The sequence below is a fragment of the Pseudomonas sp. QE6 genome, from assembly GCF_041379005.1.
Classification (GTDB): Bacteria; Pseudomonadota; Gammaproteobacteria; order Pseudomonadales; family Pseudomonadaceae; genus Pseudomonas.
The window spans coordinates 4,131,802-4,149,551 of record NZ_CP166873.1 but is presented as its reverse complement, the minus strand read 5'-3'; the positions used below and the strand labels follow the sequence as shown (position 1 = coordinate 4,149,551).

14 protein-coding genes are annotated in these 17,750 nt (G+C 66.2%); 1 reads left to right on the top strand and 13 read right to left on the bottom strand.

Annotated features, from left to right (window positions below; translation table 11 throughout):
* Positions 1-39 precede the first annotated feature (39 nt).
* The 6 genes from nahK to ACAW63_RS19040 form a co-directional block, all read right to left on the bottom strand.
* Entirely contained in the window at positions 40-2,667 is a 2,628-nt protein-coding gene (gene nahK / locus ACAW63_RS19065; RefSeq protein ID WP_371227737.1) for a hybrid sensor histidine kinase/response regulator NahK/ErcS', read from the bottom strand.
* On the bottom strand, positions 2,597-3,754 hold the full coding sequence (gene nosP / locus ACAW63_RS19060; RefSeq protein ID WP_371227735.1) for a nitric oxide-sensing protein NosP: 1,158 nt from the start codon (positions 3,752-3,754) through the stop codon (positions 2,597-2,599). The genes nahK and nosP overlap by 71 nt, the downstream gene beginning before the upstream one ends.
* Positions 3,755-4,735: 981 nt before the next feature.
* A complete protein-coding gene (locus ACAW63_RS19055; protein ID WP_371227733.1) occupies positions 4,736-5,128 on the bottom strand; it encodes a hypothetical protein in 393 nt (130 codons plus the stop codon).
* 84 nt (positions 5,129-5,212) lie between these two features.
* Positions 5,213-6,412: a porin gene (locus tag ACAW63_RS19050; protein WP_371227731.1), complete on the bottom strand. Its 1,200-nt coding sequence runs from the start codon at positions 6,410-6,412 to the stop codon at positions 5,213-5,215.
* A 301-nt stretch (positions 6,413-6,713) separates the two neighbouring features.
* Positions 6,714-8,972 carry a pyrroloquinoline quinone biosynthesis protein PqqF gene (pqqF, locus tag ACAW63_RS19045; protein WP_371227729.1) on the bottom strand — a complete coding sequence of 753 codons (2,259 nt, stop codon included), beginning with the start codon at positions 8,970-8,972 and terminating at the stop codon, positions 6,714-6,716.
* A gap of 155 nt (positions 8,973-9,127) precedes the next feature.
* The gene (locus tag ACAW63_RS19040; RefSeq protein ID WP_371227727.1) at positions 9,128-9,922 is read right to left on the bottom strand and encodes an SDR family NAD(P)-dependent oxidoreductase; all 795 of its coding nucleotides are present in this window, start codon (positions 9,920-9,922) and stop codon (positions 9,128-9,130) included.
* Between the two features lie 105 nt (positions 9,923-10,027).
* Between ACAW63_RS19040 and ACAW63_RS19035 the strand changes: the two genes are divergently transcribed.
* Positions 10,028-11,008, top strand: a complete 981-nt coding sequence (locus ACAW63_RS19035; protein WP_371227725.1) for a GlxA family transcriptional regulator — start codon at positions 10,028-10,030, stop codon at positions 11,006-11,008.
* Between the two features lie 131 nt (positions 11,009-11,139).
* Here ACAW63_RS19035 and ACAW63_RS19030 read toward each other — a convergent pair whose 3' ends face one another.
* The 7 genes from ACAW63_RS19030 to ACAW63_RS19000 all read right to left on the bottom strand — a co-directional run bounded on the left by ACAW63_RS19030 (position 11,140) and on the right by ACAW63_RS19000 (position 17,747).
* Entirely contained in the window at positions 11,140-12,084 is a 945-nt protein-coding gene (locus ACAW63_RS19030; protein ID WP_371227723.1) for an electron transfer flavoprotein subunit alpha/FixB family protein, read from the bottom strand.
* Complete coding sequence (locus ACAW63_RS19025) at positions 12,084-12,848, bottom strand: electron transfer flavoprotein subunit beta/FixA family protein (protein ID WP_371227721.1); 765 nt, start codon at positions 12,846-12,848, stop codon at positions 12,084-12,086. The genes ACAW63_RS19030 and ACAW63_RS19025 overlap by 1 nt, the downstream gene beginning before the upstream one ends.
* 217 nt (positions 12,849-13,065) lie before the next feature.
* Positions 13,066-14,205: an acyl-CoA dehydrogenase family protein gene (locus ACAW63_RS19020; protein ID WP_371227719.1), complete on the bottom strand. Its 1,140-nt coding sequence runs from the start codon at positions 14,203-14,205 to the stop codon at positions 13,066-13,068.
* A gap of 13 nt (positions 14,206-14,218) precedes the next feature.
* Positions 14,219-15,412, bottom strand: a complete 1,194-nt coding sequence (locus tag ACAW63_RS19015) for an acyl-CoA dehydrogenase family protein (RefSeq protein ID WP_371227717.1) — start codon at positions 15,410-15,412, stop codon at positions 14,219-14,221.
* 330 nt (positions 15,413-15,742) lie between these two features.
* On the bottom strand, positions 15,743-16,894 hold the full coding sequence (locus ACAW63_RS19010) for a thiolase (protein ID WP_371227715.1): 1,152 nt from the start codon (positions 16,892-16,894) through the stop codon (positions 15,743-15,745).
* Positions 16,891-17,280 carry a Zn-ribbon domain-containing OB-fold protein gene (locus ACAW63_RS19005; RefSeq protein ID WP_371227713.1) on the bottom strand — a complete coding sequence of 130 codons (390 nt, stop codon included), beginning with the start codon at positions 17,278-17,280 and terminating at the stop codon, positions 16,891-16,893. Before ACAW63_RS19005 ends, ACAW63_RS19010 begins: the two co-directional genes overlap by 4 nt.
* A 14-nt stretch (positions 17,281-17,294) precedes the next feature.
* Entirely contained in the window at positions 17,295-17,747 is a 453-nt protein-coding gene (locus ACAW63_RS19000) for a PaaI family thioesterase (RefSeq protein ID WP_371227711.1), read from the bottom strand.
* Positions 17,748-17,750 lie beyond the last annotated feature (3 nt).

Here is a 17,750-nt window from a genome sequence, read left to right as displayed (position 1 = left end):
GGAAGTTCGCCAGCCGCTTTCCGCCGCATGTAGTCCTGATCAGTCGGTACGATCCAGCAGGTGGCAGAGCGCGGTCTTCAGCTTCATCGGCCTGACCGGCTTGTGCATCAGCATATGGCCGAGCTCGCGGACCTGCTGCTTGAGCTCGTTGCTGTAGTTGGCGGTGATCATCAGCGCCGGTAACGGCGTGCCGCGCCGGGCATTGATCGAGGCGACCGCATCGACACCGTTCAACCCGTCATCCAGGTGGTAGTCGACGATCAGCAGGTCGGATTCGGCGTGGAAGTTGTCCACCTGACGCGCCAGGTCCTCTTCAGACAGCGCGGTCACCACGCGACAGCCCCAGGTTTCCAGCAGCGTACGCATGCCCGCGCAGATCGAGGCGTCGTTATCCAGTACCCACACCCGCGAGCCGCGCAGGCGCTCCACCAGGTCGGCGGCTGGGCGTTCCGGCTCCGGTGCGGCGCGCGCCACGCGGCGCGCCAGGGGCACCTCGACGGCGAAGCGCGAGCCCTTGCCGGGCACGGACTCCACCTGGATGCGATGGCCGAGCATCCGCGCGATCTTCTCGACGATGGCCAGGCCCAGCCCGAGCCCGCGATCCTGGTTCGAGCGCTGCACGTCGCCGCGCTTGAACTCCTGGAATATCTCGCCGAGCTTGTCGGCTGCGATGCCCACGCCGGTGTCCCACACTTCGATCCACAGGCTGTGCCGGCGCCGCCGGCAGCCCAGCAGCACGCGGCCCGACGGCGTATAGCGGATGGCGTTGGTCAGCAGATTGCGCAGGATGCGCGCCAGCAGCTGCATGTCGCTGCGGACCTGGGCGCCACAGGCCACGAAGTCCAGCGCCAGCCCTTCGCTGGCCGCCACCTGGCGGTATTCGGCGGCGAGGTTGTCGAGCAGTTCGCCGACATCGAACGAGGCGATGTCCGGCTTGATCACCCCGGCATCCAGCTTGGAGATCTCCACCAGGGTGCCGAGCAGGTTCTCCACGTCTTCCAGCGACTGGCTGATATTGCGCACCAGGGCCTCGCCGCTGCGCTCCTGCAGCGCACTGGTGAACAGCCGCGCGGCGTTCAGCGGTTGCAACAGGTCGTGGCTGACGGCGGCGAGGAACTTGGTCTTCGACAGGTTGGCCTGCTCCGCCTCGCGCTTGGCCTCACGCAGGCGCGCCTCGACCTGGCTGCGCTCGTCGATCTCGCGCTTGAGCTGGTCGTTCAGGCTGGTGAGCTCGGCGGTGCGTTCGCGCACCCGCTGTTCGAGGTTCTGGTAGGCCTGGTGCAGCGCCTCGGCGGTGCGGCGGCGTTCGGTGATGTCGCGGATCAGCACGAACAGCCCGCTCACCGTGCCGTCGGCCTGGCGGTTGGGTACGTAGGAGCGCTGCATGTAGCGCTCCTGCCCGGAGAGATTGGTCTCGGCGATCTCGAAGGTGACGCTCTCGCCCGACAGCGCGCGCTCGAAGTACGGTTCCAGCCGCTGGCAGTGTTCGGCGCTGTGCACTTCGCGCAGGTTGCGCCCGAGCATCGAGCCGCTGGGCCAGCGGTACCATTCCTCGTAGACCTTGTTGGTGAACTCGTAGTCGAGGTCGGCGGTCAGGTAGGCGATCAGCGCCGGTACCTGGTCGGTGATCAGGCGAATCCAGCGCTCGCTTTCGCGCAGCGCCTCGGCATGCCGGTAGCGTTCGGTGATGTCGGTGAAGGTGTTGACGAAGCCGCCGGTGGGCAGCGCGTGGGTGCGGATTTCCAGCATGCGGCCATCGAACAGGCGCTGTTCGAGCACGCCTTCCGCACTTCCATGGTGGGCGCGGCTGCGTGGGGTCAGCAAAGGCAGTTCGCTGTCGGCCATGACCTCGGCGAAAGGCCGGTGCGCCTCGATCGGCGCCAGCCCGCAGAGTTCGAGGAAACGCCGGTTCCACAACTCCAGCGCGCCATCGGCGCCGACCATGGCCACGCCCTGGGACAGGTTGTCGACGGCGCGCTGCAACAGGTGCGACTTCTGCGCCACCGCCTGTTCGCGGCGGGCCATCTCGCTCTGCTTGATCTCGGTGATGTCGCTGTAGAGCACCACCAGCCCGCCGTCGCGGGTCGGCCGCTCGGTGACGCGCACCCAGCGGTCGTTGCGCAGGCGGTAGAGGGTGTGTTCGTCGTCGCTGCTGCGCTGCTCCTCGACGATCAGTCCGCTGCTCTGTGCCAACCGGCGTACTTCGGTGAGCCGGGTTCCCGCGCCGACACGGGCGCGGGTCTGCGCCCAGAAGGCACGGAAGCGCTGGTTGTAGAGGACGATACGCTGCTGCGGATCGAACAGCACGAAGGCATCGGAGATGCTTTCGATGGCATCCAGCAGGTGCTGGTGCGCGGTCTCGGCGCGCAGGCGCGCATCGCTGAGCAGCTGGTTGCTGGATTTCAGCTCGACCATCGCCTCGCTCAGCGCGTCGGTGCGCTCGCGCACCTGCTCGGCCAGCACCACCGAGTGCTGGAAGGCGCCGTAGGCGTTGTCGCCGCGCGAGGTGGCCGACTCCACGCGTTCGATCAGCGCCGCGTTGATCCGCTGCAGCTTGCGGTTGTCGCGCTCCAGCTCGTCGATGCGGGCGCGCAGCTCAGTGTCCGGCGTTGCCGCGAGGACGGCCAATGGCGACACCGGTGAAGGTCTGGTTGATGTGCATGCCATTGAACTGCTCTCCGTAGGTGTTGAAGCCGATCACCTGCTGGCTTCGGAGAAACTCGGCGGTGGCCTCGGTATCGCCGGCCACTTCCAGCTCCAGGCGGCGCAGGAAGCAGTCGCAGCCGATGGTCAGGAGTGGCGGACCGAGGCGTTCGTGCAGGCGCCGGAACTGTTCCTGCAGCCCCGGCAGCAGTGGCCCGGTACGCATGGCGGTGAGGACGATGCCGTTCTCCACCGCGCAGTAGAAGGTCAGGCTGAGGTCGTCGTTGACCTGCTGGATCGAGCGCACGTAGTACTGGTCGCGCACCCGCACGGCCAGCGGATGGCTGGGGAACAGGGCGAAATCCAGTTGTTCCAGCGGCACCCCGACCAGGCGGGCGAACTCCAGCGCCGCCGGCTCGGCGTTGAGCTCCAGCACACGACGGCTGTCGCTGTCGGCGCGGGTGACCACCAGTTTTTCTTCGCTGGGCAGCACGTGGTGGGTGGTGAACACCTCGAAGTCCAGCCAGGTATTGAACAGCACCACCACCGCCGCGCCGGTGTGGAACTGGCCCTGGTAGTAGACGTGGGTGTGGGTCAGGTGGTTGTCGTCGCCGGCCGAGCCGCCGAAATGCGGGATGGCGCCCAGCGCGGCGCTGAGCGCGGCGAGCACCACTTCCTCGCGGCTGGAGAGGCCGTCAAGCAGGGTCAGGGCGAAGCTGTGGTCCTTGATCGGCGCCAGCCCGGCGCTGCGGCAGTCGGCCACCAGGGACTCGACCATCTGCTGCGCGTCGATCAGGCTGAAGCGCTCCATCTCGTCCACCAGCGCACTGGCAACGGCGAAGCTGCGCAGGTCGAAGCCCACGGCGGTGACGCAGCCGCGGCCGTAGCCCTGCGGGGTGATCTCCCCGGCGGTGGTGCAACCCACCAGGTCGATGCCGCCGAAATACTGCTCCAGCGCGCCGGCCAGGCTCTGCAGGTCGTACTCGGCCGAGCAGAAGAACAGCACGAAGCCCAGATGCGGGTGGATCAGCTGGCGCGCCAGGTCCTGGGCGACTTCCTCGACGTCGCGGGCACTGGACATGCCGCGAACGACCCCTTGTGTTTCGTGCATGGCGTGCGCCTGGTCAGGATATCGACGTTGGCATTCTACGAAGTGGTCGGGGCGCGACCCATGCTACTTGGGGCGTGGTGGGGACCTCCGAAAGTAGTGGGATACCCTCACCGCAGGAGCGGACTCCGTCCGCGATGCTCTTCGTAGGGCGAATAACGCGAAGCGCTATCCGCCGTTTTGGAGTTCGGCATTTCTGCGTCGCTTCGGCATGCTCGGATGTCTTCTGTTTCGCCCCCTCGGGCGAGTCACTTTTCTCAAACGCCAGAAAAGTAACCAAAAGGTCTCGTCCCGACATCCGGGTCCGGCTTCGCCGGACTCCCCTCGCTCCGGTATCGCTCCGAGGGTCGGCGTAGAAGGGCCATCCATGGCCCTTTACGCCTCTCGCGGCATCCATGCCGCTCGCCCCTCTGCGCAATACCTCCACTCGGCCTCCTGACGGGACTCTGCGCGCGCCTGAAACTTTGGCTGCTTCGTGCCAGATTGCTTTTCGTAGGATCGAGGGGGACGCCTAGTTCTTGCTCGCGAACAGAATTACCCGGCCGCATCAGCGTTGAGCGGTTCGCGAGCAAGCTCGCTCCTACAAAAAAGCGGTTTCCAGAGCAGCATCCGCGCACGCCGGAGCGCCCCTTCAGGAGGCCGAGTGGAATCGGAGTTTCAGGGGTTGAGCGGCATGGATGCCGCGAGAGCGTCGTTGGGCCATGGATGGCCCGTCGACGCGGGCCCCTGAAACTTCGATGGAGCGAGGGAACCCCGGCGAAGCCGGGGCCGGATGATGGGGCAGAGACCTTTGCCTACTTTGCGTCGTTTGGCAAAGTAGGTTGCCCGAGGGGGCGAAACAAAAAGTCCTCGCGCACACCGAAGCGGCGCAGAAACACAGAACAAGACAAAAAACATCGCGGACAAAGTCCGCTCCTACGACAACTGATACACCGGAGCCTGCCTGTAGCGAGCCATGCCCGCGAACCGCCGACAAGACCGTCGTCACCCCACCGGCCAGAACATCAACGTCATCCCCAACATCCCCGCATAAAAGCCCGTCTCCACCGTCTCCGTCCATGGCTGAATCCCTCGCAGCGCCCCGTAGACATGCACCACCACCATGAACCCCGCCACCGCCGCCAGCACCTCGAACGTCGTCACCAGCGCCTCCCCCGTCAGCGCCGCCCGCAGCATCAGTCCCTCGACGACCAGGATGAACGCTCCCAGGCAACGCCCGAAGTACAGCGTCAGGTCCGTGTGCTCCGGCAAGGTCCACTGCATCACCCGCGCCCAAGTCAGCGGCACGAGGACGATGGGCAAGGCGAACGCCAGGGTCGTGGCGATGGCTAGAACCAGCAGGTAACTCTGCGCATGCGCGCTCCACAGTCCGATCATGAAAAACCTTCCTTGAGACGAAGAAAAAAGGCGGGCAACCCGAAGGTCGACCCGCCGAAATGGAGCCAAAGGAGTTCGGGGGATTTACCAGTTGAGCACCGCGCCCACGGCGAAGGTGTCGGTGTCCTCGCTGACGGTGGAGCCCTTGCGGCCGTCGATCTCGTAGACGTTGTACTCGGCCACCAGCTTCAGGTTGTCGTTGATGGTGCGGAAGTAGGCGATGCCCTTGGTCGAGTAGTCGGCGGCCGTGCCGAGGCCGTTGCCGTCGTCGCGGGTCTCGCCGAAGGACAGTGCCATGCGGTTCTTGCCCCAGGTGTAGGAGCCCTGCAGCAGCATGCCCCGGCTGTCCACTTCACGCAGCGCGGCTTCGCCGGCGTTATTGGTGAAGAACGGGTTGATGCCCTTGGCGGTGAAGCCCGAGCCGGTCAGCGAGACGCCGCCCATCTTTGCCTGGATGCCATAACCCAGGCCCTTGGAGGTGACGTCGTCGACTTCGTCGTTGGTGTTCTTCGAGGTCTGGTAGGCGCCGTTGACCCAGCTGTAGATCTGCGCGCCGGCCAGGTCGAACTGGTAGCTCACCTCGCTCTCGTAGCGCGGGTTGTCCTGGTAGGCCTTGTCGTCCAGGCCGTCGCTGGCATCCTTGTCGATCTGGTTGGTGTCGATCGGGTCCATGATGCCGACCGCCACACGCAGGCCGTCCACCAGGTTGTTGTTGCGGTAGGTGATCTGCGAGGTCGGGAACGGGTACGGGTAGCCGGTGCCGATGTTGCCGAAGGACACGCCCTTGCCGTCCACCAGGCCCAGGGTGTCGCTGGCGTTGCCGAAGCCGGCGAGCAGTTCGTCGAGGAAGATGTTGGAACGCGAGAACAGGCCGAAGTCCTTGCCGATCAGCACCTCGCCCCAGTCACCGGCGACGTTGCCGTAGAACTGGCGGACGTCGATGGCGGTGTCGGTGCCGTCCTGCTCGCTGTCGTTGATGGTCACCCAGAACGAGGAGCGCCCGGTGAGAGTCAGGTCGTCGATCTTCTTGCCGAAGTTGAAGCCGATGTAGTTCGGCAGGAAACCCATCTTCACCCGTGACTGGCGGCGGTCGTAGGTTTCGCCGTTACGGTCCACGTCGCTGTTGACGTAGAAGGCGTTGAAGTAGCCGTCGGTGGAAAAGGTGGTGTCGTCCTTGTCGTACAGCTTGATGTCGGCGACGGCCGCCTGCAGGAAACCCAGCGCCCCGAGGGAGACCAGGGACAGGGGCAGGAAACGGCGAATGGCGGTGTTGTTCTTGTTCATGACGCGCTCCGCGTGGGTGGGACGACTGCGGTTCAGTCGTGGCGGAGGCGATTATCGAAACGTGCTGACGCCGCCCATACGCTGCCTTCGGCGCGGTTCGCTGCTGCCTTGGCCGGGGCTTGGGGACTGCTGCGCAAGGCCATGGCGCGCTCCCGACGGCGGACCGGCGACCTTGGTCGCGCAGGTACTGGCACCTTGGATGCGCACGAAACGACACCTAGGACGCAGTCCTTGCGGAGCCGGACAAAAGTCGCAGAAAACCTCCGAGGTGCGGGCCCCGGAAGTACTGAAAAGGAGGATGTCAGGCGCGGTTGGCGAGCAGCCACCAGCCGCCGCTGGCGGCCAGCAGCTCGGCGTGGGCGGCCTTGAGGTCGGCGCGGGTCAGGTGGCGTGCGGCATCGATCAGGCGTTCCCGGTGATCGTCGGCGACACCGGCAAGGTGGTCCTGCCAGGCGTCCTCGGGGCCTGCCAGGGTGGCGGCCAGACTCTTCAGGTGCGGTTCGGAAGGGCCGTCCAGCGTTGCAGCGTCGAGGAAGTCCTGAAGATGCCGCAGCAACTCGTCAGGGCCTGCGTGGGGCGATTGCACGGCAAACAGCACGCCACGCCAGCCGGCAACCTGGCGAAAACCACAGTACAGCGCATAGCCCAGGTTCAGTTCGCCGCGCATACGCTGATGGAAACCGGGCTCCAGCACACGGGCGAGCAGCCGCCAGCGGGACTCGCTGGCCGCGTCCCGGTCGGGCACGGGGCAGAACAGCAGCAGGGCAGCCTCCCCCTCGCCCGCCCAGCGCCGCCAGCGGCGCCCGCCGGGCAGCGCCGGCGGAAGCAGCAGCTCGGTTGCACGCACGCCGGGTACGGCGGCGTTTGCCGGAAGCGACGTGTACTGCTCCAGCAGATCCCAGCGGGCAGCCGCCCAGTCGGGGGCTGCCGTGGCGATTCCTGCCAGCGAAAAGGGCAATTCGGCGAGCAACTGGCGTATCGGCAACTCAGCGGCCTGACGCTGGCGCTCACGCTGAAGCAGGCGCTCGCCCTGCTGCAGTACCGCCGAAGGTGGCTGTTGCAAAACCCTCAACGCCTCGACCAAGGGACCGTTCAGCCGGTCGACCGGCCCGCTTGCCGTGAGAGCCCAGTCGGCGCCCTCCTCCTCCAGCTTCAACGCCACCCCGCGCAACCGCGCCAGGCCGGCTAACGGACGCAGGGCCAGGCGCATGGCGAGAAAATGACTGCGGCAAGGGCGCGCCGGGAAGCGCCAGCGCAGGTGCAGCGCACCCGCCCTGGCAGTGCTGGCAGGCGAGGACTCGGCAAAGCGCCAGGGCTGTGGTTCCAGTGCAACGGCTTGCAGACTTGCCTCCTCGAGCATCAGAGGGAAGCCCGCGACCTCGATCGGCCGCCCCTGGACATCCGGCGCCACCAGCAGGCGAATCATCGGCGCCCTGGCGAGCCTTTCCAGCCAAGCGGCATCCGCAGCAGCCGGCAGGCCACGCACACGCAGGCGCAGTTGCTCCAGCGCTGGCAGGCGTTGGAAATCGCCCAGACTGGCCGTGTCGCATGCGCGCAGGGCCCTCAACCAGTCGGGAAACGCGGCTTCCACCATGGCGGCGGCGCCGACCTCCGCCAACTCGAAGGTCACCGCCAGCAGCGCCTGCCCCTGGGCGCGATAGACGACTCTCAGGCCGGCCTCATCCGCCACCCCACGCTCACCCAGCCAGGCCGACAGGCTGCCGGGAGAGTCGTCGCCAAGGCGCTCGCCCAGATTCTCCAAGGCCTGCTCGGCGCGGGCATCCAGACCATCGAGCACGAATGCCAGCACCAGGCGCGGGGCTCCGGGCAGTTGCAGGGCGAGTGAGTCCTGGATCAGCGGCAGCAACGGCGGCGCGGCTCCCCGCGCCGTTACAGGTTGCGCCGGCCAGCCCAGGCAATCCCGCTCGGCCAGTGCCTGCAGCTCATCCAGCGACTGCGGCCCCTGAAGCCAGAGCTCCAGATTGCCGGGTTGGTAGTACACCCGATGGAAGTGGACCAGGGCCTGCTGGAAAGCCTCGCTCTCCACCGGCAGGCTGGCGCGCCGGCCAGCCACGAAGCGGCGCAGCGGATGATCCTTGGCGACGGCGGAGGCCAAGGCGGCATCGATCAAGGTGCCGGCATCCGCCGAGCGGGCGATGTACTCGGCCTCCAGGACTTCTCTCTCGCTCAGTTGCGTGGTCTGATCGAGCAACGGCCGGGCCAGCATATCGACGAGACGCGCCAGTCCATCGCCCAGATCGGTGGGCGTCACTTCGAAGAAATAATCGGTGGTGCGCGCCTGGGTACTGGCATTCAACCGCCCGCCACGTCCCTGCACCCAGGGCATCAGCCGCTGCGTCGAACGATGGTTCGCGCTGTCGAGGAACAACAGGTGTTCGAGGAAATGCGCGAGCCCCGGAAAACCCTCTGGCTCGTCATGAGTCCCCGCCGCGACCCGCGCCAGGGCGGCGGCCTTCGGCGAATCCGGCGCATGCACGAGCACGACGCGCAGGCCGTTGGCCAGGCGCAACTCTCGTGTCGGGGCGGAAACGGCGGTCATTTCGCTGACGGGCTCCGGTGGCAGTGCAACTGCCGCCACCTTAGCGGCATTGCAGGGGAAGAAAAATACTTCCTTCTGCTTGGTGCGGGCTCCGCCCCATGAAGGAATGCGGGCCTGCCTGAGGCGGGTCCGCATTCCTCTTACTTCAGGTGATATCAATTGCGATAGCGTGCGGCCGGCGTACTCATCGACAGATTGGGCATCAGCTTCTGGCGCGCCGCCTCGTAGTCGTTCAGGTCGGCAATTTCCGGAAGGGCCGGAATGGTGGCGAACTCGCCCTGGTCGAAGCCGGCCAGCGCCGCATCCACCATGTCTTCCGCCTTCATCACGATGGCTTCCGGCAGATACTCCAGCGGGGTTCCCGCCACGCCCCAGAAATCGGTGGCCGTCGCGCCGGGCAGCACCACCTGCACCCTGACGTTCTTGTCCGCCAGCTCATGGCGGAGGGACTGGCTGAACGCCAGGACGAACGCCTTGGAACCGCCATACACGCCGTTCAGCACCTCCGGGGCGATGGCGACGATGGAGGCGATGTTGATCAGGGTGCCGCCACCCCGGGCGACGAAGCCCGGCACCGCCGCATAGGTCAGGCGGGTCAGCACGTTCACATTGAGCGCGAGCAGCTCTTCCAGCTTGTCCACGTTGGATTCCAGCAAGGGCCGAGTCGCGCCGATGCCGGCGTTGTTCACCAGCAGGGAGATGCTGGCATCGGTCCTGAGCAGCTCTTCGACCCGCGCCAGGTCGGCTCGGTCGGCCAGGTCGGCGATCACCACCTCGACGGAGCGGCCGGTTTCGTCGCTCAGGCGTTGGGCCAGGGCATTCAGGCGGCCGCGATTGCGGGCGACCAGGATCAGGTCATGGCCACGGCGGGCCAGGCGCTCGGCATAGATGGCGCCGATGCCGGAGGATGCCCCGGTGATCAGGGCGGTGCCGGGATGGGACTGAATCATGTCGGTTCTCCAGGTTGGGGGGGGGACTGGAGATCAGGATGCGACGGCTTGGCGATATCTCAAATGACGTATAAGGTAGTGATTCAGGACATACGAGTATCGACCATGCATCGCATCGGCTACCTGCTGACCGACGGCTTCCAGGTGCTCTCCCTGGCCACCCAGACGGTCTTCGAATTCGCCAACCTGGTTGCCGGGGAGCCGTTCTACAGCGTCGAGAACTTCTCCCCGGCCGGCGGCCTGGTGCGTTCCTCCCTGGGGCTTGCGCTGGAAACCCGCCCTGTGCAGGCGCCGGGGCTGGCCGATACCTGGATAGTGGTCGGGGTCAACGATCCCGTCACCAGCGAGACGCCTACCGCCGTACTCGACTTCGTGCGCCGGGCCGGCGGCCAGGCGCGGCGTACCGTCGGCATCTGCACCGGCGGCTTCATCCTCGCCGAGGCGGGCCTGCTGGCCGGGCGCCGCGCGACCACTCACTGGGCCTACGCCCAGGCCCTGCACAAGCGCCACCCGGACATCACCGTCGAGGACGACCGCATCTACATCGTCGACGGCCCCATCTGGACCTCGGCGGGCATGACCGCCGGGCTCGACCTCGCCGTCGGCATGGTGGAGAAGGACCTCGGCGCGGACGTGGCCCGCTCGGTGGCGCACAAGCTGGTGATGCACCAGCACCGCTCCGGCGGACAGTCGCAGCACTCGGAAATGCTCGACCTCGCGCCCAAGTCGGACCGTATCCAGAGCGCCCTGAACTACGCGCGCAACCACCTCAGCCGCCCACTCAGTGTCGAAGAGCTGGCGGACTTCGTGCACCTCAGCCCACGTCAGTTCACCCGCGTATTCACCGCCGAAACCGGGCAATCCCCGGCCAAGGCCATCGAGGGACTGCGCCTGGAAGCAGCCCGGCTGATGATCGAGCAGAGCCGCCACTCCCTGGACGTAGTGGCACGGGAAGCCGGCTTCCGCGATCGCCGCCACCTGCGCGAAGCCTTCATCCGCGGTTTCGGCGTTCCCCCGCAGGCGGTCCGCCGCGATGCTCGACGGGTGATGGCCGATCGGCCTGGGGCCACCGAGTCGAGTCGATAGCGGACAGGGTCAATTCAGAACGCTCGGATCGCGACCGGACATTAATGGCCCCCTCCTTTGCTGCGGATTGCCGGCGGTAGAAGCAGGGTAAGGAGCTCCGGGACCGCAAGGTCCCGGAGCGGCGGCACGCCTCAGACGGCCGCTTCGAGGCTCGGCACGGCCTCGAACAGATCACCCACCAGGCCGTAGTCGGCGACCTGGAAGATCGGCGCCTCTTCGTCCTTGTTGATCGCAACGATCACTTTCGAATCCTTCATGCCCGCCAGGTGCTGGATGGCACCGGAGATGCCCACCGCGATGTACAGCTGCGGTGCGACGATCTTGCCGGTCTGGCCGACCTGCATGTCGTTCGGCACGAAGCCGGCGTCGACCGCGGCGCGGGAAGCACCGACAGCCGCGCCCAGCTTGTCGGCCAGGGCGTAGAGGATCTTGAAGTTGTCGCCGTTGCCCATGCCGCGGCCGCCGGAAACGACGATCTTGGCAGCGGTCAGTTCCGGACGGTCGGACTTGGCCAGTTCTTCGCCCACGAAGGCGGACTTGCCGGCGTCAGCCGGGCCGGAAACGGCTTCAACGGCAGCGGAACCACCTTCGGCAGCGGCGGCGTCGAAGCCGGTACCACGTACGGTGATGACCTTCACGGCGGCCGAGGACTGCACGGTAGCGATGGCGTTACCGGCGTAGATCGGGCGCTTGAAGGTGTCGGCGCTGACCACTTCGATGATCTCGGAGATCTGGTCGACGTCCAGCAGGGCGGCGACGCGCGGCAGGAAGTTCTTGCCGTTGGTGGTCGCGGCGGCCAGCACGTGGCTGTAGCCCTTGCCCCCCTCTTCTTTCACGACAGCTGCGATCAGCGGAGCGACGTTCTCCGGCAGCTGGTGAGCATAGGCAGCGTTGTCGGCGACCAGCACCTTGGAAACGCCTGCGATCTTGGCAGCGGCTTCGGCCACGCCACCGACGTTCTGGCCAGCGACCAGCACGGCGATATCGCCGCCGATCTTCTGCGCGGCAGCGACGGTGTTCAGGGTGGCAGCGCCCAGAGCGCCGTTGTTGTGCTCAGCGATTACCAGGATAGCCATCAGATTACTTTCGCCTCGTTCTTCAGTTTCTCGACCAGTTCGGCAACGGACTTGACCTTGATGCCGGCGCTACGGGCAGCCGGCGCTTCGACTTTCACGGTCTTCACGGTGGAAGCGGTGGAAACGCCCAGGGCGTCCGGGGTCACCACGTCCAGCGGCTTCTTCTTCGCCTTCATGATGTTCGGCAGCGACGCGTAGCGCGGCTCGTTCAGGCGCAGGTCGGTGGTGACGATCGCCGGCAGGTTCAGCGCGACGGTCTGCAGGCCGCCGTCGATTTCACGGGTGACCTTGACCTTGTCACCAGCCACTTCAACCTTGGAGGCGAAGGTGCCCTGGGCGTAGCCGGTCAGCGCCGCCAGCATCTGGCCGGTCTGGTTGTTGTCGCTGTCGATGGCCTGCTTGCCGAGGATGACCAGCTGCGGCTGCTCTTTGTCGACGATGGCTTTCAGGGCCTTGGCGACAGCCAGGGAATTCAGTTCGTCGTTGCTCTCACCCTTGACGGCCTCGACGAGGATGGCGCGATCGGCACCCAGCGCCAGCGCGGTGCGCAGTTGCTCCTGGGCGGCGTTCGGGCCGACGGAGACCGCAACGATCTCGGTGGCGACGCCTTTCTCTTTCAGGCGAACGGCTTCTTCCACGGCGATTTCGCAGAAGGGGTTCATGGACATCTTGACGTTGGCGAGATCGACGCCGGAGTTGTCCGCCTTGACGCGGACCTTGACGTTGTAATCGACCACGCGCTTGACGGCTACGAGGACTTTCATGGGGACTCCTGGAAAAAAGCCGGGCCTTGCGGCCCGGAACAAGGGTGACTCTGTGCATCTGCGGCTGTTTATTGGGTTCCCACGTTCGCGGGAGCCCGGATGGTGTAACGAGCCCTGGGTTCTGCGGTTGGATCGGGTTCGCGAGCAAGCTCGCTGCTACAGGTTCCGGCTTGCACCGGTGCCCTCTTCGTAGGAGCGAGTGTGCTCGCGAATGGCGTCAGGCCACATCCATCAAACGGACGAAGGTCTGCAGGTGATGGTCGTCGTCGCCGAACTGGTGGCTGATCATCACCAGGTGCTTGGCGTAGTGCGAGCCCAGGTATTCGTCGGTCAGGCCGATGCCACCGTGCAGCTGGATGCATTGCTCGGAGATGAAGCGTCCGGCGCGGGTGACGATGTACTTGGCGGCAGCCAGGGCGCGACTACGTTCGGCGCTGTCCGGCTGGTCGGCGACGCAGGCGGCGAGGATTGCCATGCTGCTGGCCTGGTCCAGCTCGGCGCGCATATCCACCATGCGGTGCTGCAGCACCTGGAAGGAGCCGATGGCGACACCGAACTGCTTGCGGGTCTTCAGGTACTCCAGGGTCAGCTCGCAGGTCGCTTCCATGGCGCCCACGGCCTCGGCGCACTGGGCGGCGATGGCGCGGCCCTGCTGGTAGCGCAGCGCGTCGAAGGCCTTCCCCGGCTCACCCAGCACCTGCTCGGCGGAGACGAAGGCGCCGTCCAGGAACAGTTCGCAAGCCTTGAAGCCATCGGCGGTCGGGTAGACGCGACGCTTCACGCCCGCTTCGGCCGGATCGAGGAGGAACAGGCCGATGCCCTGCTGGTCATGCTCGCTACCGGCGACGCGGGCGGATACCAGGATCAGCCCGGCGCTGTGCCCACCGATCACCGCGACCTTGCGCCCGGACAGCCGCCAGCCGCCGTTCACCGGCTCGGCGCGGGCCGCCACGCTGTTCAGCTCGTAGTGGCTCTGCGGTTCCTCGAAGGCCACCGCCAGCTGCAGCTCGCCGCTGGCGACCCGAGTGAGCAGTTGGTCCTTCTGCGCGTCGCTGCCCAGTTGGGCCAGCAGGCCGCCGGCAAAGACCACCGACTGCAGGTAGGGCTCCAGGCACAGGCCACGGCCCAGCTCGGTATGCACCAGCATGCTGTCCACGCCGCCGCCGAAACCGCCGTAGGCTTCGGGCAGGGACACGCCGGTCAGGCCCAGCTCGCCGAGCTGGCGCCAGAAGTCTGCGCTGAAGCCCAGCTCGCCACGGCGATAGGCCTCGCGCTGTTCGAATCCGTAGGCATCACGCACCAGACGCGCCGCCGTGTCTTGCAGCATCTGCTGCTCTTCAGTGAGTTTGAAGTCCATGGTCGGCTGCCTCTCAGAGTCCGAGGTTCACTTTGGAAACGATGTTCTTCTGGATTTCGTTGGAGCCGCCGTAGATCGAGAGCTTGCGCATGATGAAGTACTGGCTGGCGGCGGTGGCGCTGTAGTCGGTGTGCAGCAGATCACCCGAACAGGCCTCCATTTCCTCTTCGAGGAACGGCAGCGCGTACGGGCCGACGGCCTTGCGCAGCAGGTGGGTGATGGCCTGGCGGATCTCGGTGCCACGCACCTTGAGGATCGAGCTCTCGGCCCCGCTGCCGCCGCCTTCGCGGGCCGCTGCAAGGATGCGCAGGTTGCTCATCTCGGCAGCCATCAGTTGCATTTCCAGCTCGGCGACCTGGGCGCGGAACAGCGGATCGTCGATCAGCGGTTTGCCACCCTTGCACTCGCGGGCGGCGATGGCCTTGAGCTGGCGCAGCAGCTGCTTGGAGAAGCCGATGCCAGCAAGGCCGGTGCGTTCGTGGGTGAGCAGGTACTTGGCGCAGGTCCAGCCGTCGTTCTCCTGGCCGACCAGGTTGGCCACCGGGACCTTCACATTGTCGAAGAAGACTTCGTTGACCTCGTGCTCACCATCCAGGGTGATGATCGGGCGTACTGTGATACCAGGGGATTTCATGTCGATCAGCAGGAAGCTGATGCCGCGCTGGGCCTTGGCCTGCGGGTCGGTGCGCACCAGGCAGAAGATCCAGTCGGCGTGCTGGCCCATGGTGGTCCAGGTCTTCTGGCCGTTGACGATGTAGTGATCGCCCTCGCGCATGGCGCGGGTCTTCAGGCTGGCGAGGTCGGAGCCGGAGCCCGGCTCGGAGTAGCCTTGCGCCCACCAGTCGGTCATGTCGAGGATGCGCGGCAGGTAATGGGCCTTCTGCTCCTCGGTGCCGAACTTGATGATCACCGGGCCGACCATCACCGCGCCGAAGGGCAGCACGCGCGGCGCGCCGAAGATCGCGCATTCCTCCTCGAAGATGTACTTCTGCACCACGCTCCAGCCGGTGCCGCCGTATTCCACCGGCCAGAGCGAAGCGTGCCAGCCGCGATCGTTCAGGGTGCGCATCCAGAAGACGTTGTCTTCCTTGCTCAGGCGCTTGCCGAGCTTGACCTTGGCGGCCAGCTCGGCCGGCAGCTTGTCGCGCAGGAAGGCTCGCACTTCCTCGCGGAAGGCCAGCTCTTCGGGCGTGTAGTGGATGTCCATCGAGGTGTTCCTCAGACCTGTTGTTCTTGTGCGCCGCGCAGGCGCGACGGGTTGGGTTCTGCCATCGAGTATCGGGATGCGGCGCGAGGCTGGCTGTAGTTCGTTCGGACCAATTTCGGGGTGGATTTTTCGGCTGCCGAAAAAGCAGAAAGCCCGCTTGGCATGAGGCCGAGCGGGCTATTCAGGGACGCGGAATTTCACGTAGGGCGTACCACCGTTCGCGGTTGTACGCCGATTCACCAGGATTGCCGGGCACTTCGTAGCCGATCCCGGAACGCCCTGAGGCCAAGCCAAACGGCGTATAACGTCGAACGTTATACGCCCTACGCCTCAAAGCGCTGCTTCGCTCCCCAGGAAGGCCGTGACCTGGCTCGACAGCGTGCCGCCATTGCCATGCAGCAGGGCGATATCGGCCTTCTTCAGTTGTCGCGCGCCCGCCTGGCCACGAATCTGCGTCACCGCTTCGAGGATCAGGAACATCCCGTACATCCCCGGGTGCACGCAGGACAAGCCGCCACCGTTGGTGTTCACCGCCAGCTCGCCGCCGGGAGCGATACGCCCGCCCTGGACGAAGCGGCCGCCCTCCCCCTTGGCGCAGAAGCCGAGGTCTTCGAGGAACAGGAGGGTGTTGATGGTGAAGGCGTCATAGAGCATCACCAGGTCAACATCCGCGTGGCTCACGCCAGCCATCTGCATGGCGCGCGGACCGCTTTCCGAGGCGGCGGTGACGGTCAGGTCGGGCATGCACACCACCGAGCGGTGCCATTGCGCACCGGCAGCGCCGAGGAAGTACGCCGGCTTGTTCGGCAGATCTCGGGCGCGATCGGCGCGGACCATGATGCAGGCGCCGGCGCCATCGGTGACCAGGCAGCAGTCGGCGGCGCTCAACGGATCGCTGACCATCCGCGCGGCAAGGACGTCGTCCATCGTCAGCGGACCACGGGCGAAGGCCTCGGGGTTGAGGTTGGCCCAGCCCCGCGCGGCCAGCGCCACCTCCGCCAGTTGCTCGCGGGTGGTGCCGTATTGGTGCATGTGCCGGCTTGCCGCCAGCGCATAGGACGTAATTGGGTGGCGCGGCTTGTAGGCCGTCTCGTGCCACTGCGGTTCGCTCATCGACACCAGCTTGCCGCCGGCGGTGCGCTGGTTGGAGCCGTAGCAGATCAGCGCCACGTCGCACAGGCCGGCCTGCAGCGCCAGGGTCGCCTGCAGCAGGTGCCATTCGAAGCTGGAACCGCCGACATTGGTGCCATCGACGAATTTCGGCTTGATACCGAGGTATTCGCATACCGACAGCGTCGGGAAGGCATGGGAGCTGGTGGCGGCGAATACCGCATCGACGTCGGAGAGTTTCAGCCCGGCATCGGCAATGGCCTTCAGCGAGGCCTGACCGAGCAGTTCCATGGCGCTGAAACCATGAGCCTCGCCGATGCCGGCGCTGCCGATACCGACGATGGCGGTCTTGCCGCGAAGGGACGCATTCATGCCTGCACCTCATCGATCACGTCGAACACCACGAGCGCCTGCCCGTCTTCCTCGATCACCCGGGCCTTCACGCGACTGTCGATGGGCGCCGTTTCGCGGCCCTCGATGCGCGACATCATGCGTACGCCCTCGTCCAGGTCGATCAGCGCCACGTTGTGGCTGGCGTTGCGTGAGCGGTTCACGGTGATGGCATAGATGCGTCCGGTGCCGGCGGCTTCGACCCATTCCAGATCGGTCTCGCCGGTGCCCGGGATGGCCACGCGAGGGTAGAACACGTAGCGGCCACTGGAGACGCTGCGCTGCAGCATGAAACGGCCCTGCTGGAGGAACCGCTGGTATTGCGCCTCCGGCCCGACGGGCGCGGGGGTTTGGGAAGTCTCGGCCATGACTGGCTCCTGGTTCATTGCGCCCGGCCGTGCAGGCTGCGCGTGTTGTTGATGAAGGTGCCCTTGCCGCGTGCCACCAGGGTATCGCCGTCGAGCAGGCTGCAACTGGCCACGCTGATGCTGCGGCCGAGCTTGTGGATCTGCACCTGGACCTCGATCCAGCGCCCCGGCAGCGCCGGGCTCAGGTAGTCCATGTCGAGGTTGATGGTGGCCGGCGGCAGCTCGGAACCTGCCGTCAGCTTGATCGCGGTGCCAAAGCCGGTGTCGGCCAGGGTCGCGAGGAAGCCGCCGTGGGCAATGCCCAGCGGGTTCAGGTGTTCCGGCAGGATGCGCGCAGCGACCATCCGGCGCTCCAGGTTCACGTACATGCCACCGCAGTTGTTGACGAAGCCGGGACGGGCCATCGGCTCGAAGCCTGACGGCAGCTCCGGCTCGCAACCAGGGGCTAGAGGGTCTTGCGAATTCACGGG

Excerpts from the sequence above, each read along its gene's own strand:
- ACAW63_RS19020 (WP_371227719.1), bottom strand. The coding sequence starts at position 14,205 with ATGGACTTCAAACTCACTGAAGAGCAGCAGATGCTGCAAGACACGGCG.
- ACAW63_RS19040 (WP_371227727.1), bottom strand. The coding sequence starts at position 9,922 with ATGATTCAGTCCCATCCCGGCACCGCCCTGATCACCGGGGCATCCTCC.
- ACAW63_RS19025 (WP_371227721.1), bottom strand. The coding sequence starts at position 12,848 with ATGAAAGTCCTCGTAGCCGTCAAGCGCGTGGTCGATTACAACGTCAAG.
- ACAW63_RS19055 (WP_371227733.1), bottom strand. The coding sequence starts at position 5,128 with ATGATCGGACTGTGGAGCGCGCATGCGCAGAGTTACCTGCTGGTTCTA.
- nahK (WP_371227737.1), bottom strand. The coding sequence starts at position 2,667 with ATGGCATGCACATCAACCAGACCTTCACCGGTGTCGCCATTGGCCGTC.
- ACAW63_RS19010 (WP_371227715.1), bottom strand. The coding sequence starts at position 16,894 with ATGAATGCGTCCCTTCGCGGCAAGACCGCCATCGTCGGTATCGGCAGC.
- ACAW63_RS19050 (WP_371227731.1), bottom strand. The coding sequence starts at position 6,412 with ATGAACAAGAACAACACCGCCATTCGCCGTTTCCTGCCCCTGTCCCTG.
- ACAW63_RS19030 (WP_371227723.1), bottom strand. The coding sequence starts at position 12,084 with ATGGCTATCCTGGTAATCGCTGAGCACAACAACGGCGCTCTGGGCGCT.
- pqqF (WP_371227729.1), bottom strand. The coding sequence starts at position 8,972 with ATGACCGCCGTTTCCGCCCCGACACGAGAGTTGCGCCTGGCCAACGGC.
- ACAW63_RS19005 (WP_371227713.1), bottom strand. The coding sequence starts at position 17,280 with ATGGCCGAGACTTCCCAAACCCCCGCGCCCGTCGGGCCGGAGGCGCAA.
- ACAW63_RS19035 (WP_371227725.1), top strand. The coding sequence starts at position 10,028 with ATGCATCGCATCGGCTACCTGCTGACCGACGGCTTCCAGGTGCTCTCC.
- ACAW63_RS19015 (WP_371227717.1), bottom strand. The coding sequence starts at position 15,412 with ATGGACATCCACTACACGCCCGAAGAGCTGGCCTTCCGCGAGGAAGTG.
- nosP (WP_371227735.1), bottom strand. The coding sequence starts at position 3,754 with ATGCACGAAACACAAGGGGTCGTTCGCGGCATGTCCAGTGCCCGCGAC.